The 14,766-nt window shown below is 51.9% G+C and carries 13 protein-coding genes; 5 read left to right on the top strand and 8 right to left on the bottom strand.

What is annotated here, in order from left to right; all coding sequences use genetic code 11:
- Window position 1 precedes the first annotated feature (1 nt).
- Genes IEW11_RS24360 through IEW11_RS24345 form a run of 4 tightly spaced genes read right to left on the bottom strand, consistent with a single transcriptional unit; the run spans window position 2 to window position 5,132 of the window.
- Window positions 2–1,159: a YheC/YheD family endospore coat-associated protein gene (locus IEW11_RS24360; protein ID WP_188533701.1), complete on the bottom strand. Its 1,158-nt coding sequence runs from the start codon at window positions 1,157–1,159 to the stop codon at window positions 2–4.
- Window positions 1,159–2,532, bottom strand: coding sequence for a YheC/YheD family endospore coat-associated protein (locus IEW11_RS24355; RefSeq protein ID WP_188533700.1), 1,374 nt, complete (start codon window positions 2,530–2,532; stop codon window positions 1,159–1,161). The genes IEW11_RS24360 and IEW11_RS24355 overlap by 1 nt, the downstream gene beginning before the upstream one ends.
- Window positions 2,529–3,749, bottom strand: coding sequence for a YheC/YheD family endospore coat-associated protein (locus tag IEW11_RS24350; protein WP_188533699.1), 1,221 nt, complete (start codon window positions 3,747–3,749; stop codon window positions 2,529–2,531). The genes IEW11_RS24355 and IEW11_RS24350 overlap by 4 nt, the downstream gene beginning before the upstream one ends.
- A 12-nt stretch (window positions 3,750–3,761) precedes the next feature.
- On the bottom strand, window positions 3,762–5,132 hold the full coding sequence (locus IEW11_RS24345) for a YheC/YheD family endospore coat-associated protein (RefSeq protein ID WP_188533698.1): 1,371 nt from the start codon (window positions 5,130–5,132) through the stop codon (window positions 3,762–3,764).
- A gap of 133 nt (window positions 5,133–5,265) precedes the next feature.
- Here IEW11_RS24345 and IEW11_RS24340 point away from each other — a divergent pair, with 133 nt between their 5' ends.
- The 3 genes from IEW11_RS24340 to IEW11_RS24330 all read left to right on the top strand — a co-directional run bounded on the left by IEW11_RS24340 (window position 5,266) and on the right by IEW11_RS24330 (window position 7,198).
- Window positions 5,266–6,441 carry a DUF445 domain-containing protein gene (locus tag IEW11_RS24340; RefSeq protein ID WP_188533697.1) on the top strand — a complete coding sequence of 392 codons (1,176 nt, stop codon included), beginning with the start codon at window positions 5,266–5,268 and terminating at the stop codon, window positions 6,439–6,441.
- A 16-nt stretch (window positions 6,442–6,457) separates the two neighbouring features.
- Entirely contained in the window at window positions 6,458–6,793 is a 336-nt protein-coding gene (locus tag IEW11_RS24335) for a YlbF/YmcA family competence regulator (protein ID WP_188533696.1), read from the top strand.
- A 111-nt stretch (window positions 6,794–6,904) separates the two neighbouring features.
- Window positions 6,905–7,198, top strand: a complete 294-nt coding sequence (locus IEW11_RS24330) for a hypothetical protein (RefSeq protein ID WP_188533695.1) — start codon at window positions 6,905–6,907, stop codon at window positions 7,196–7,198.
- A 65-nt stretch (window positions 7,199–7,263) separates the two neighbouring features.
- On the opposite strand, the gene IEW11_RS24325 is transcribed toward IEW11_RS24330, so the two are convergent.
- On the bottom strand, window positions 7,264–8,589 hold the full coding sequence (locus tag IEW11_RS24325) for a sensor histidine kinase (protein WP_188533694.1): 1,326 nt from the start codon (window positions 8,587–8,589) through the stop codon (window positions 7,264–7,266).
- Between the two features lie 144 nt (window positions 8,590–8,733).
- On the opposite strand from IEW11_RS24325, the gene IEW11_RS24320 reads away from it, so the two are divergent.
- Window positions 8,734–10,083, top strand: coding sequence for a DRTGG domain-containing protein (locus IEW11_RS24320; RefSeq protein ID WP_188533693.1), 1,350 nt, complete (start codon window positions 8,734–8,736; stop codon window positions 10,081–10,083).
- Between the two features lie 8 nt (window positions 10,084–10,091).
- Here IEW11_RS24320 and IEW11_RS24315 read toward each other — a convergent pair whose 3' ends face one another.
- From IEW11_RS24315 to IEW11_RS24305, 3 genes are all read right to left on the bottom strand, one after another.
- Entirely contained in the window at window positions 10,092–10,385 is a 294-nt protein-coding gene (locus IEW11_RS24315) for a YtpI family protein (RefSeq protein WP_188533692.1), read from the bottom strand.
- A gap of 64 nt (window positions 10,386–10,449) precedes the next feature.
- A complete protein-coding gene (locus IEW11_RS24310) occupies window positions 10,450–10,962 on the bottom strand; it encodes a sporulation membrane protein YtrI (protein ID WP_188533691.1) in 513 nt (170 codons plus the stop codon).
- Between the two features lie 3 nt (window positions 10,963–10,965).
- On the bottom strand, window positions 10,966–11,292 hold the full coding sequence (locus tag IEW11_RS24305) for a YtrH family sporulation protein (protein ID WP_188533713.1): 327 nt from the start codon (window positions 11,290–11,292) through the stop codon (window positions 10,966–10,968).
- Between the two features lie 154 nt (window positions 11,293–11,446).
- Here IEW11_RS24305 and IEW11_RS24300 point away from each other — a divergent pair.
- On the top strand, window positions 11,447–14,766 hold a 3,320-nt coding region (locus tag IEW11_RS24300), incomplete at its 3' end, for a DNA polymerase III subunit alpha (RefSeq protein WP_188533690.1).

The raw sequence follows: 14,766 nt of genomic DNA, 5'->3' as shown, positions 1-14,766 counted from the left end.
ATTAAGCGCCTCCCGATCTTCCCGGCTTTTGCTGTTTGATTAAATATAATCCGTAGTGATAGATCCGCTCCAGCGATTTTTTACGGATATGGGGCTCATCAAATTTCATAGGCTTCGAGTTGGCTTCAAAAAACCACACGTTCCCATCCGTATCGATGCCTAAATCCATCGACATTTCACCGAGCTGATAGCCGCACGCCCGTTCGATCTGCCTAGCGATCATCAGGGCGGTGTTTTTTACCTTAACGAGTATTTTTCGGGCATGATCATGGCCGAATACATGGACGAGGAGCATTTCCGGATCCTCGATGCTGCCGCCTCTTGGCACATGGGTCGTAATGCTGGTTGTACCTGCTACGCGTGCTCCAATTCCTGTAATGTCCCACTGTCCCCGCCGGTTTTTTTGTACCAGAGCGCGCAGATCGAACTGGCGGTTTTGATAGGCGGCAAGCGTGATTCCTTGCTGGGCGATATAGGCTTCACCACAGCTTTGTTTTTTGATCTTTGCCCACAGCCTTGCCATACTAGGGTAGCGAAAGGTGATGCTCTTTTTATGCTCCTGGATCTTTAAGCGGTATGGCATGTTTTTCTCCGGCTGCACCTCAATGGTCATGATGCCTACTCCGGCTTTCCCGCTGACCGGCTTGAGGTAAAGAAACGAATGCTTGCGCAGCATTCGTCCCAAACCATCCTGTGAGACCAGCCTTCGCGTGCCCGGAATGAACGGCTTGGTTGTTTGGGATAATCTCAACCATTCGAACAGACTCCACTTGTTAAAAAAAGAGGGATTGAACAGTTGGATGCTAGGATGCTTCATAATTGCGTCAATCTTCCGTTTGACTGACGGGTGAAGCTCATCTTCCCGCATTGGAATCCGATTATAAATGACGTCCGGGAGCGGGAAGTGCCGCTGGTACCACGTGCGCGTTTCATCGGAGTAGGCAAAACCTTTAATACGATTTTTTGAAAGATTCAATTGCTTGACAGTCACCACATAGGCGGTAAAGCCAAAGTCTTTTCCCGTCTTTAATAGATCCGAAAAATTAGTCCGATTGCCACGAAAAAACTGCAGATCGTCCTCAATGGTCAGAATCGCCAGCACAGGCTTTGAATGATTTAACTCCAGTCCGGAGGCACCGGCTTCAAGCTCCAATGGCATTAATTATCCCTCCTGCGGAACCGGCTCAGGTAGAGACAATGCTCCAGAATATAGGATAATGAGGTCATGCCTTGCTCTTTTAACGCAGGATGCTTGAAGATCGAGCGGCCCGGCTTTGCGTTGGCTTCAAACATATACACCTCGCCGTCTTTATCGATACCGATGTCAAGGCCCAGCTCGCCCAGCATGTGCGGATAATTTCGCTCGATGGCTTCGGATAATTTGATCGATACCTTCTTGGCATAATCGAGCACTTCTTTAGATTTTTCTCCGAAGGTGCGGCTAAGCGCTTGCTCGGGCGTCATTAATGAGCCGCCGTTTTTGATATGCGTTGTCACACTGCCGCGGCCGGCCTTTTTTGCTCCGATGCCGGCAGGGACCCATTCATTCTTGCCGGTTTTATGCATGTGGAAACGGAAATCGATCGGGCAGCTGTCTATTTCAACCAAGCGTATCCCCTGTTGGATAACATAGCGGCTTAATGAGTTCCCGTGCCTGGATTCAAGCATTCGCATGAGGCTTTTGAAGTTATTGAACCGAAGCAGCACATTGCTGCCGCTGCGGCGGTATCTTGCGAAATATCCGCGTTTGGGATGATAAGTCAGACGATAGATCCCATTGCCCAGGCTGCCTGCGGTCGGTTTATAATAGACGAACTGATGCTTCTCCAGCAGCTCTTTTATTTTTTCGGGAGTCGGATTAGAAACCGATTCCGGCAAATGCTTAGCCGCCTCTACATCGCCGTCCAGCAGCTTGTAAACATCGGACTTGTTAAAGAAACTCCAATTAAAGAACGGGATTTTCTTGCGGATAAACCGCTCCCGCAGCGAGGTGATCGACGTGCTCGTTTCCGCCTTGCGGCTGGGCAGCCGATTATATACCACATCAGGGAGCGGGACTGTTTTGCGGTACCAGGATCCTTGAGGATTCAAAAAATAACCGTATACCTTTTCTTCCTGCCAATTAATGTCCCGCGGGGTAAAAGCGAAAAAATAAGCCTTGTTCGTTCCCAGTCGCAGCAGATTTTTGATAAATCCCGTACGGGGACCAAAGGGCGTATCGGATGAACGTACGTCTGAATCCGTGAGCACGCCGATCAGCGGCCCGAGCTGAACCTCATCTTCTCCTGTGCTCAGCACATAAACATTGCCCGCCTTGGGAACGGTAATCGTCTGCCTGATGCCTGCTGATAAATAAAGATGGTTGCCCTGCCGTTTGATCGGTTTTATCGCAGCTGTAATCACTTCTTTGCCTAGTTTCAAATGAAAAGATTTTTTGCCGGTCAGCTTCAGCTGCTTCATTAAGGGGACCGATAAATAGGCGACCTTATTTAGCTGTTGTGAAAAATGGACATTACAATATGTCAAACTCATGAATGAACCTCCTGAAAGTTTTCCTCGGGAAAACTCTTTTCGATAGCGTCAACTGAGTTGTTCTTCATCCTGTGTTTGGAGGGTGAAGGGATTAAACGTCTCCTGGAACATAACAAACGGGCATAAGCTAACGGACGTTCAACCGTTAAATCGGCGATTTCTCTTTGGTCAAGCAGCAAGAAAATGCTGCGGCCTGGCTTGGAATTCGTTTCAAGCAGCCAGATGCTGCCGTCCGGTTCGATGCCATAATCCAGGCCTAGTTCAAGCAGGCGCCCATATGATGCTTCCAGCCGCTCTGCGGTTCGTATGCTTAAAACGCGTAAACGCGTTAAAATTGATTCTGTTTTTTGCACGCCGAACATACCGTTTAACGTGGATTCCGCAGCCTTCGCACCGCCTCCGCCATGCAGATTTGCGGTTATCGAGCCGGCTGCTCCCGAGCGGACGGCGATGCCGGTGATTGCCCACTGCCCGGCCTCATTTTTCTGAACAAGCACGCGCACATCAAACGGGTGGCTTTGGGTGTCAATCAGCCGTAAAAAAGGCTGGATAAGATATTCGCGGCCGGCAATGATCCGATCGACAGCGGCCAGACAGGATCCGGCCTCCGTATAGGTAGAGCTGTAGGGTCGGTTCATGCGGTCCCTACCCTGAATATGAAAGGAGCCGGATACAGGGTTCCGCCATAATCGAATAACGCCTCGCCCTTGCATGCCGGCATCAGGCTTCAAAAATAGCCCATGTGCTGCTGCGGCTAACCGCCGTTTAAGCTGTTTTTTTCCGGTATATCGTTCAGAATAGGGCAGATAAGGAGCGATGAACGGCTGTTGGGATAACAATCGGTACACTTCGAGTTTGCCGGGGAGAGCCGATGCCAGCCGAATCGAGGCCCGGCGGTTGTTCATGTCTGCAACCGCCGCCAGGCAGCGGATTCTCTCAGACCTGGTACGGTAGATACACCGGTCATATAAAACATCGGGTAGCGGGCAGCGGCCGTATACCCAATCATTGCCCTTGAGCCGGTAGCCTTGGAGCCGTCCCGTATTGCTATCGTAATGCAGCGCTGAAAAAACGAACACGTCAAAACCGTGCTTTTCGCCATTGCGGCACAAAGCGCGACAAAATCGGTCTTCGGGAAGCCGCAGCGGGGCGGTCGGCGTTTCCTTGTTATTGGATAGTCGAACCATAATTCCCAATGTCCACATGGGTTCGTTCATGGAATCCTCCTGCTAGAAGCCGGTTAAAAAACGTGAATATTGAATCATCAGCCGCACGGACGGCCGAATCTTCTGCTCGTTGTTCAGCGGCGTATTATCATTCTTTGACGGTTTCGAGTTAACCTCGAGCAGCCACACCCGGCCGTTTGTATCCAATGCCAGATCAATTCCCAACTCACCGAAATGAGCGGGGATATTGGTATCAATGCCCGTAGCGATATCAATAGCTGCTTTTTGCAGCTTAGGGTAGGCGTTCTGCTTGGCGGAGAGCGGCAGATTCGACTTGGATACGGCTTCCTTGACCTTACTGAGCGTTCCGCCGCGGGCCAAATTAGAGACGAAATGCTGGCTGCCTGCGGTGCGGGCAACAATGGAGGTCACACCCCAGCTGCCGGTGGCGTTCTTTTGCACCAGCGCGCGGAAATCGACAGGCCGCTTTTGGATATCGATCAGCTGAAGCCCTTGTTGTATCTGATAACGGGCGGTTTTCATCTTGCCTGAGATGCTGCTGAATAATTTGAGCAAACTTGAAAAATGCTGTTTTTTTGTGCCCAGCGGCGTCGTATACATTGCTTGGTATGCGCCGGGTTCCGCTCTTGAGATCCGGATAATCCCTTTGCCAAGACTCCCCCGTACCGGCTTAAGAAAGATCGTGGCATGGCGGGAGCACATCGCCTTTAACATCGCATAGTTGCGAAGCAAATGCGATTCGGGTAAATACCGGTGTAATGAGGCGTCATTGCGCAGCGCATCGAACACTTCCGATTTGTCCAGAAATTTCTCGTTAAATACCTGGGTTTGATAACGTGATTTTACTTCTCTTAGAAAATGTTGTACGCTGGGTTTGTTCTCCAATTTCCGCGAAGTAAGTCGATTATTGATGACATCCGCGATCGGCATCGTCATGCGATGCCATCCCGCAGCATATACCCAGGCCTGAATGGAGCTAACGGTGCTGCCAATCTGATTTGGGGTAAAAAAATATACATAGGCGCCCTGATTTTGGCAGGCATCCACCAGCTCTTTGCAGAATAGGGTGATGGATCCGAATGGCTTATCGGACGAATCCGGAACGTCTCTGCTAATCAGTACGCCAATGAGCGGGCCAATTGAGAGTGTCAAAGCCGAAGGACGGTAGTGGAGCCGCAGCGCTGCGCCTGCGTGGATTCCTAACCGCTTAGCAAGCGTTTGGCTGATCCGTATGCCATCGGAACGCTTGACTGGAACGACTTTAATCTGCTGTCTGAACGAACCGAATTTAAGCACAATAGATTGATCCTGTGGAATTTTCCATTGCTTCAAGTGTTTTTCGCCCAGCATAAGGACGTCGTCCGGCAATATTCCCGTGCTGATCACTTGAACGGCAACTTTCGTTTTGAGCATCGTTGATCTCCTTCCAACCAGCAGAAAGTGACGTTGTGAAGGTTATGGGTTTTGCGAATACTTCATCATATGAGGACATCTATTCCTTGGTGATTGGCTGCATTCGCCACTTTCGTAAAAAGGACGGGTACTAATGCAACCTTGGCTGTATATTTTAATGAGTGTTTTGGTCGCTGCTTTTGTCGGCGGAGTAACGAATCATTTTGCCATCCAAATGCTGTTTCATCCCAGACGGGAATATCGGATCGGGGGAAGGAGAGTTCCGTTCACCCCCGGGCTTATCCCGAAACGGAAGCCGGAGATTGCCGCTTCGCTTGGCGATGTGGTTGCTTCCTATCTAGTAACGGCCGAAGGCTTGAAAGACTTGCTGGCTACAGACGCATTTCGCGATGCCGCTTTTGACAAAATCGCAGCCAGACTGGAATCGGCAGTTTCTAAGGAGCCGGGTCTGACACCGCGTGAGCTGGCCCTGCGTTGGTTAAATGAAGATCAATGGGAGCAAAAGAAGAGCGGCATGGCCGTATGGCTGCGCGGCTTGTCGGAAAGAGGCATGGATTGGCTCTGGAATGAGAAGGGGTGGTCGCAGCTTAAGTTATCCGAGGCGATTCCTGGATGGTCGGAGGATTCGGTGTCGCGCTTGTCCACCCGAGCTGAACAGCTTATTATTCAATCGCTCAAGGATGAGATCAGGTCTCCAAACGGCCAGCGTTTGCTTCGCAAGCTTACCAGCGGCCTGTTGGATAAAGCGGGGGGATTTCTAGGCGCGCTGGCCGGCATGTTTATGGATGAAGATAAATTGCTGTCGCGGCTTACGCCGGTGCTGCTTGAGCAGCTGGACAGCGAGCATGTAAGACAAGCCGTTCGGGGGATGATCGCCAAGCAATTATCGAGTGCCGGGGATTGGACGCTCGAAGAGGCGGTCAGCAAGTTATCGAGCGGTGAACCCTCCCTGATATGGTTAAAAAGCAAAGCTGGAGCAGCGCTCCGCTTCGAGGAATGGCTCGGGCAGCTGGAGCAGTTCGATATTAGCCGCTGGCTGCGTGAAAACAATGTTTTATGGCATGGATGGCTGCGGTCAGCGCTTCATGCGGGCATCGGGCTGCTGGACCGGAACATGCATACAATCATCGAAGCGATATCGCTCCCTAAGCTGGTGAAGGAGCAGGTGGAGAAGTTTCCCATCGAGCGGCTTGAACAGGTTATTCTTAGCGTGTCAGGCAAAGAGTTTCGGGCGATAACTTGGCTGGGAGCGGTGCTTGGTGGTATGATCGGATTAATGCAATCATTGTTCGTATTATGGATGCAATAGTTTGGAGGGAACCCGAATGAACGTTTATGACAAAGCCTATGAACTAGCCAAAGCGATGAGAGAAAGCCAGGAAGTGGCAGACCTGAAAACCGCAAGGCAGGCTGTCGAAGCGGATAGCGACGCAAAACGGATGCTGGATGATTTCCGTGATCGCCAAAACGGTCTTCAACAAAAGATGATGAGCGGCGAAGAGCCAAGCGAGAGCGACATCGAGACGATGAACAAGCTGTACGAGGTATTGAGCCTTAATCCCGTCATCAGCGGGTTGTTCGAAGCCGAACGCAGATTCAGCATTGTTTTTGATGATGTGAATAAAATTATCTCCGATGCGCTCAAGAACGTTTACGAATGAGGGTTAACGGCTCACAGATGAACAGGTTGTACACATAAGCAATGAGATGTCGGCATAATATGGTTACGTAAGCTTGCATTTGTCCGCACAAATGAAAGGAGCTGCGTTTCCATGAAGAAAACAGGCAAATCGCGTCATCTCTTGTATCTTATCCTGGCCTTAGCGATGCTGATCGTAGCCGTCACACGCTTCGAACTGGAGCCAGGACGGACATTATCCATGGTATTCGGTGTAGTCTGGATGCTGTTTGCACTGCTTGTTATTGCCGCCAATCTTCACGCGCTGATCGGTGTTGATGAAGATACACGCAAGGAGCTGGACCGGGTAAGGCGCGCCAAAAAGCTGATGTGGCAGCGTAAGCTGCAGCAGCGGGAAAATCGCTCCCGCAGTGCGAAGCAATCGTAAATTTAATCCAATAGCAAGTACACAAGCCCGATCACTGTGATCGGGCTTGTGTACTTGCTGCTCTGTTAACCGCTAAGTGGAAGCTGAATCATAAATTCAACGCGATGCTCTTCGTCGGAAACGCAGGTGACATTGCCGTTATATCGCTTTACGAGCTCTTGTATAATGGACAAGCCCAGTCCGGAATGCGATTCTTCCTTTGTCGTATAACCCGGCATGAATATCATCCGTTTGTCTTCATCGGTCAGCGTCTTTCCATGATTAATGACCCGGATAATAACGTTACGGCTGTCCAGTTCGATGATCAGGCGGACGAATCGATTTTGCTCCGGATGATTAAGCGCTTCATCGAAGGCATTGTCGATCAGGTTGCCGATCATTCGGACCAGGTCGATATTTTTAATGAACATAAGCGGTTCCAGAGACTCCGGAAATTCATAGTGGAAGTCGATTTTTTTATCCAGTGCAATGGCTGATTTGGCTTGAACCAATGCAGATATCGCAGACGTAGGAAGCTGTTTGTTCGTGACATGGGAGGCGTTAAGATCCACGGTCACTTCCGCTATGTATTTTTGCAGCTGATCATATTTTTTCATCGTCACCATAGATGAGATCACTTGAATATGGTTCATAAAATCGTGACGTTGTCCACGAATGGAAGTGAGCATCTGCATCAGATCGCCGACATATACACTTTGCGTCATTTGAATGGCTTCCTCGCGTGTTTTTATGATTATCCGAATGGTCATGAAGGTAACCGCCACTGTGGCAGCCAGTCCGAGATAGAACAAAACCATCATGGCTTCGTCGTATTCGGTCGTAAACCGGGTGATAAAATAGATGCCCAGGATCAGGGATTGGATAAATACCAGGATGACCAGGTAAAATATTGGAGTTCCTTGGGCAGCAGTTATAAATTTTTTGATTTTTAATGCCGGGTAATAGCGTTTATAATGTAAAAACCAGCATAAGCCCGCAACGACAGCGAAATAAGGCCATATAAAAATAATCTTATAAATCGTAGGGCCATTTCGGATTAATTCGACATCAATAAAAAGTGAGGTCGTAATTAAAGAGAGTGTGTCCATTAAAATGACGACGAAAAATAGCGACATTTGAATAAGCAATTTGACCTTGATCGTGAATTCCCGGAAAAAAAGGTGAAGAAAGAAGAAAAACGAAACCAGTGAGTTTAGGATATGGATATGTGATGGCAGCGCCAGAAAAGTGAGATCCAGATAGATGGAATGAATGACGCAAAACCATACGATCCGGACCAATAAACGATCCGTTTGAATGCCCCAAAACAAAAAAACGAACCAAGTATAGAAAAAAGCTTGTGGAATGGATAAGAAAAGCAATATATCCAATGAACGCATTATGTAATCCATACCGGTATCTCCTTCAAGATGTTGGTAAAAAATCCAACAATTCCAAGTTGGAACAAAAACCGTATCCGTTATTACTTTACTTGCTTTTGATCAAAAAGAAAATGTTTTTTTATATCAAATCGTGTGGATGGAGGCATTGGAAAAATGGCACCGACAGGACCTGAGCAAGAAGCGCTAACGAAACATGAGTTAATATTGCAGTATATACAAGGCTTGAAAATCGGCGTGAAAATTTCGGTCCGTTCGATCGCAAAAGCGCTTGAGGTAAGTGAAGGAACCGCTTATCGGGCTTTGAAAGAAGCTGAAAAGCTTGGTTTTGTCAGCACAAAAGAACGGATAGGAACGGTGCGCATTCAAAAGAAACAGCGCAGTCAGCTGGATCAGCTTACGTTTGGCGAGGTGGCGGCGATCTTAGACGGGGATGTGCTTGGGGGCGCCTCCGGATTGGACAAGACACTGCAGAAGGTAGTGATTGGCGCGATGAAGCTGGACGCGATGTTAGCTTATATCGACGCGGACAGCCTGCTCATTGTCGGTAACCGGGAAAATGCGCACCGCTGCGCGTTAGAAGAGGGCGCGGGCGTGCTCATTACCGGCGGATTCGATACAAGCGAAGCAGTGAAACGGCTGGCTGACGAACGGGGGCTGCCTATTATTTCTTCGAAGCATGACACCTTTACGGTTGCTTCTATCATTAATAGGGCGATGTATGACCGGTTGATCAAACGGAAAATTATGCTCATTGAGGATATCGTGACCTTTGGCCGTGCGATGGAAGCGCTCCGGCTAGGAGATACGGTGGAATCGTTCGAGCGGCTGCAGCTGGCAACAGGCCATGCGCGGTTTCCCGTAGTCGATGAATGGAACCGGGTAATCGGCATTATCACGGCCAAGGATGTGGCAGGATCGCCGAAGGAGCAGTCGGTAGACCGGTTGATGACGCGCAATCCGATTACGATCAGGCCCAATCTGCCTGTCACGTCGGCGGCCCATACGATGGCGTCCGAAGGCGTTGATCTGCTGCCGATCGTGGATCGCCAACGCAAGCTGCTGGCGGTCGTAACGAGACAGGAAGTGCTGGCGGCTATGCAATTTGCGAACAAACAGCCGCAATCGGGCGAGACGTTTGATGATCTCATCTGGACCGGATTTTCCAAAATAACCGGGGAGAAGGCGGGTGAAGGCTGGCTGTATCGCGGACGTGTAACACCGCAAATGTCTGGGCCGCTGGGGACGGTGTCGGAGGGGGCGTTAATGACGCTGCTTATGCAGGGAGCCAGGAGATTGATATGGGAGATCGGCAAGCGGGATCACATGATCGAGAGCGTCACCACCTATTTCGTCCGTCCGATCCAAATCGACAGCGAGATTGCGATTGTGCCGCAGCTGCTCGAAATGAGCCGGAAATCGGCCAAGCTGGAAATTGAAATTGTCGACGATATGGGAATAGCCGCCAAAGCGATGTTGACGGCACAGATGATCGACCCTTATTAAGCGCGTTATTACTGCTTCATGGACCCGTATATGGTGTGGTTGCGCAGGCCCGCGAACAAATTGAACAACCCGAGCACCAAAAATACCGAACCGACGATCACGCGCACGGTCGATCCGCTGAACATCACCATTTGGATAAGGGACATCAGAACAAGCATGATCCCCATGCAAATATTCATGCGCGCGGTGTAGAGTCCGCGTGCCCGGTGATCCTTGGAGCGGCGGGATTTCGTGCTAAAGAATACGGTAAGCAGCAGCGACGCCAAAATACCGGCAATCAGCAGCCATTGAACAATGACCATGATGAGGGACAGCTCCTTTTTGCTTTTCAAAATTTGGGTATGACAATGGCATCATTGTATCATGTTACAATCGGTTGTGCACCTTTGCTTCCACCCACACATGGAGCGCTGTGTCGACGATCAGCATGGTTTTGACATGGATCTGATAGTCTCTTTCATAGACATTGGTATAGATTTTTTGGTCGAGCAGCTTTCTGGCCAGCCAGGAGTCGGATCCAATCTCATAGATGCTTCTTCCGGTGAAACCGTCGAGATCATTTTTGATCCGCTCTTTCAATTCAGCCTCGACACGTGCATCCAGGCCCGCCGCACTCGAGCTTCGGCCGGCCCTGTTTTCCTCGATGTAAGGATGAATGGTTTTGATGACGGTGTGCTGATCCTTGAATTCCGTCAGTTTTTTGTTATCCCGATCCTTTTCCTCCATTCGGCTCTCCAACTCCTCGATCGTGTCATGCAGCGCGTCCAGCTGGAATTGATACAGGCTGTTAAACAGGACCGCCCCGGCGATCAAGCCAAGCAGAAAAACCCCCGCCGACTGCAGCGTACGTCTGAACCGCTCGAATTGAGGCACCCGCATTCGTCACAGCGCCTCCCCGCAGATGAGCTTGATCAGTTCTGTCCCCATATAAGCGCCCAGATAGGCGCTCACAATAATGCAGATTTGCATAACAACAGGCGATAAATGGCCTTCAAGCATGTTTGATTCGATCACCCTAATCGGATCGATTGTACCGCCGACGGCAGCGACAATTGCCCAAATCTTCAGCTTCTCTGCGGTGTCGGCCATATTCGGTCCGGGTGCTTGAAAGACGAGCACCGACCCGATTCCTGCAAGCAAAGCGCCTCCGATGACCACACCGAATGCTATGAAGAAGTCCAGCGCTGTTTTGGTTAAAAAATAATTCATGCCATTCATCGTTATCACTGCTCCCATCCCTTAGCGATCTTACGGCTGACTGCCCGTCCGGCTGCCCTTATTCTCATTTTATGGGCGGTCCTAATGACAATATGATAAAATGAAAGAAATATAGGCTCGTAATTAAGCGGAAGGACCGGACGTTATGAACAGTGGAGACGCTTTTGTGCATTTGCATGTGCACAGTGAATACAGCCTGCTTGACGGCGCAGCGCGCATCCGCGATTTGACGGCAAGGGCGGCGCAGCTCGGCATGAAGTCGCTCGCCTTAACCGACCACGGTGTGATGTACGGCGCTGTACCGTTTTACAGGGCGTGCAAGGAGCACGGCATTAAGCCGATCATCGGCTGTGAGATGTATCTGACAACAGGGCGGCGTTTTGATAAAGGCTCACGTAAAGATCAACCGATTTATCATTTAATTTTGCTTGCCAAAAATGAGACCGGCTACCGAAACCTGATGAAGCTCAGCTCAATTGGGTTTTTGGAGGGTTTTCACTATAAACCGCGCATTGATCTTGAAGTGCTGGCCGAGCATGCGGAAGGTCTCGTCTGCTTGAGCTCGTGCCTGCGCGGGGAAGTATCGCAGCATCTGCTTTACGACCGCTATGAGGAAGCCAAACATGCGGCGTTGCGCTATCAAAGCCTGTTCGGCGATGATTTCTATCTCGAGCTTCAGGATCACGGGATATTGGATCAAAAGAAGGTTGCCGCAGGGATGATCAAGCTGTCGGAGGAAACCGGCATACCGCTTGCCGCAACCAATGATGTGCATTATTTGCTTGCAGAGGATGCAGCCGTTCAGGATGTGCTGATTTGCATCGGGACAGGCAAGTCTGTCGATGATGCCGACCGGATGCGGATGATGACGAACCAGTTGTTTCTGAAGAGCGCGGATGAAATGGCCGCGCTGTTCCGGCATGTCCCCGAAGCGCTGGGCAATACGGTAGAGATCGCGGATAAATGCAATCTGGAGCTGACGTTCGGCCGCGCGATTCTGCCCAGCTTCGAACCCCTCCCGGAAGGGATGGCATCGGCGGATTACCTGCAGGCGCTTTGCCAAGAAGGGCTGGAGGCCCGCTATGCGGGAGACGAACGGTGGCACAGTGACCGTTCGTTTGCGGAGGAGGCGCGCGCGCGCCTGAATTATGAGCTGTCCGTCATCGAGAACATGGGCTTCAGCGATTATTTTCTGATCGTGTGGGATTTTATACGGTTCGCCCATGAGCAGGGGATCCGCACCGGACCGGGCAGGGGGTCGTCGGCCGGAAGCTTGGTGGCTTATGTACTGCGGATTACAGACGTGGATCCGATTAAATATAAGTTGTTATTCGAACGTTTCCTCAATCCCGAGCGGATCTCGATGCCCGATATCGATATCGATTTTAACGATGAACGGCGCGATGAAGTGATCGCTTATGTCGCTGCGAAATATGGGGAAGAGCATGTTGCGCAGATTATTACGTTCGGCACGATGGCAGCCAAAGCCGCTGTCCGGGATGTCGGACGCGCGCTCAATGTGCCGTTTGCAGAGGTAGACCGTGCGGCCAAGCTGATACCGCAGCAGCTTGGCGTGACGCTTGAAGCGGCGCTGCAGGGCAGCACGGAGCTGCAGGAGGCGTGCAAGCGCCAGCCGAAGACGGCCGAGCTGATGAGAATGGCCGTCAAGGTGGAGGGCATGCCGCGGCATGTTTCGACGCATGCGGCCGGCGTCGTCATTTCCAGGGAGCCGCTTACGCATTACGTTCCGCTGCAGAGCGGATCGGACAAAACGGCTCTGACGCAGTATTCGATGGAGCATCTGGAAGCGATCGGCCTGCTCAAGATGGATTTTCTCGGCTTGCGCACACTGTCTATTCTGGAGCGCACGATCGATTGGATCAAGCTGCAGTACGGCAAAGAGATCGATTTCCGGCACATCGCCGATGATGATCCGGCAACGTATGCGATGCTCGGTAAAGGGGAGACGACCGGTATCTTTCAGCTGGAGTCGGCGGGGATGCGTCGGGTGCTCAGGGAGCTGAGGCCGACGTTATTCGAGGATATCGTATCGGTGTTGGCGTTGTACCGTCCGGGGCCGATGGAGTTTATACCCAAATATATTCAGAGCAAGCACGGACATGCGAAGGTGGAGTATCCGCATCCCAAGCTGGAGCCGATCTTGGCCGATACGCAGGGCATCATCGTGTACCAGGAGCAGATTATGCAAATCGCTGCCGTGATGGCCGGTTTTTCACTGGGGGAAGCGGATCTGCTGCGTCGGGCGGTGTCGAAGAAGAAGCGCGAGGTGCTCGATGAGCAGCGGGCGCATTTTGTTGAAGGCAGTCTGGGAGAAGGTTATTCAGCGGAAGAAGCGAACCGCGTGTATGATATGATCGTCCGGTTTGCGGATTACGGCTTTCCCAGAGCCCATGCTGCAGCCTATGGCGTATTGGCCTTTCAGACGGCCTGGCTCAAAGCACATTATCCGGTGCCGTTCATGGCATCGATGCTTGCTTCGGTAACTGGCAACCAGCGCAAAACGGCGGAATACGTGGACGAATGCCGCCGCATGGGCATCGATGTGCTGCCGCCGGACGTCTTGGAAAGCGGCGTGTCGTTCACGCCGGTGGAAGGTGCCGTCCGCTTCGGGCTCGCCGCGATTAAGAACGTCGGCACGCAGGCGATTGAAGCGCTGATGAAGGAGCGCAGGGAAGGGCCTTTTGCGAGCCTGCTTGATCTGTGCCGGCGCGTCGATCTGCGCGTCGTCAACAAGCGGGTGCTCGAATCGCTGATCCAAGCCGGAGCGATGGATTCGCTGCCCGGCCACCGCGCACAGCTGCTCGGCGCGCTGGATGAAACGGTCGATGCCGCGCTGAAATGGCGCAAGGAGCGGGAGGAGCTGCAGATCGAGCTGTTCGGCTTCGATGAAGTGCAGAACTGGGATGTCGATCTGCCGGACGTGTTGCCGTTCAGCGCGGTGCAAACGCTCGAGTTCGAACGCGATCTGCTGGGGCTGTACCTGTCCGGCCATCCGCTGGATGACTATGCAGAGGAGCTGGATACACACGGAGCCGCACGCATGGTTGATTTGGCCGAGGCGCCGGACGGCTCGCCGGCGGTCATTGCGGTGATGGTCGTATCGGTCAAGCCGTTTACGACGAAGAAGGGGCAGCCGATGGCGTTTCTGGAGCTTGAGGATCGCGTGATGCGCGTAGAGGCAGTGGCGTTTCCGACCGTGTGGAAACGGTGCGCCGGCGCGCTTGCCAAGGGCAGCCTGGCACTGGTGCAGGCAACCGTGCAGCAGGAGGACGACGACTTCAAGCTGATCGCTGAAGACGTCGTCCCGCTGAGCCATGCGGACCTGGAAGCCCAGGTCCGCAGGCTGCAGCGGCAGGCGCGCGCACGCAGGCCGCGCGCCGCTCAGGGCGGCACGGCCGCCGCGGGTGCGCCCGCGGCCGTGGCCGCCGCTGCGCCGGCAGCGCC

Source organism: Paenibacillus abyssi, assembly GCF_014640295.1.
Lineage (GTDB): Bacteria > Bacillota > Bacilli > Paenibacillales > Paenibacillaceae > Paenibacillus_D > Paenibacillus_D abyssi.
This window is presented reverse-complemented; position numbering and strand designations above follow the sequence as displayed.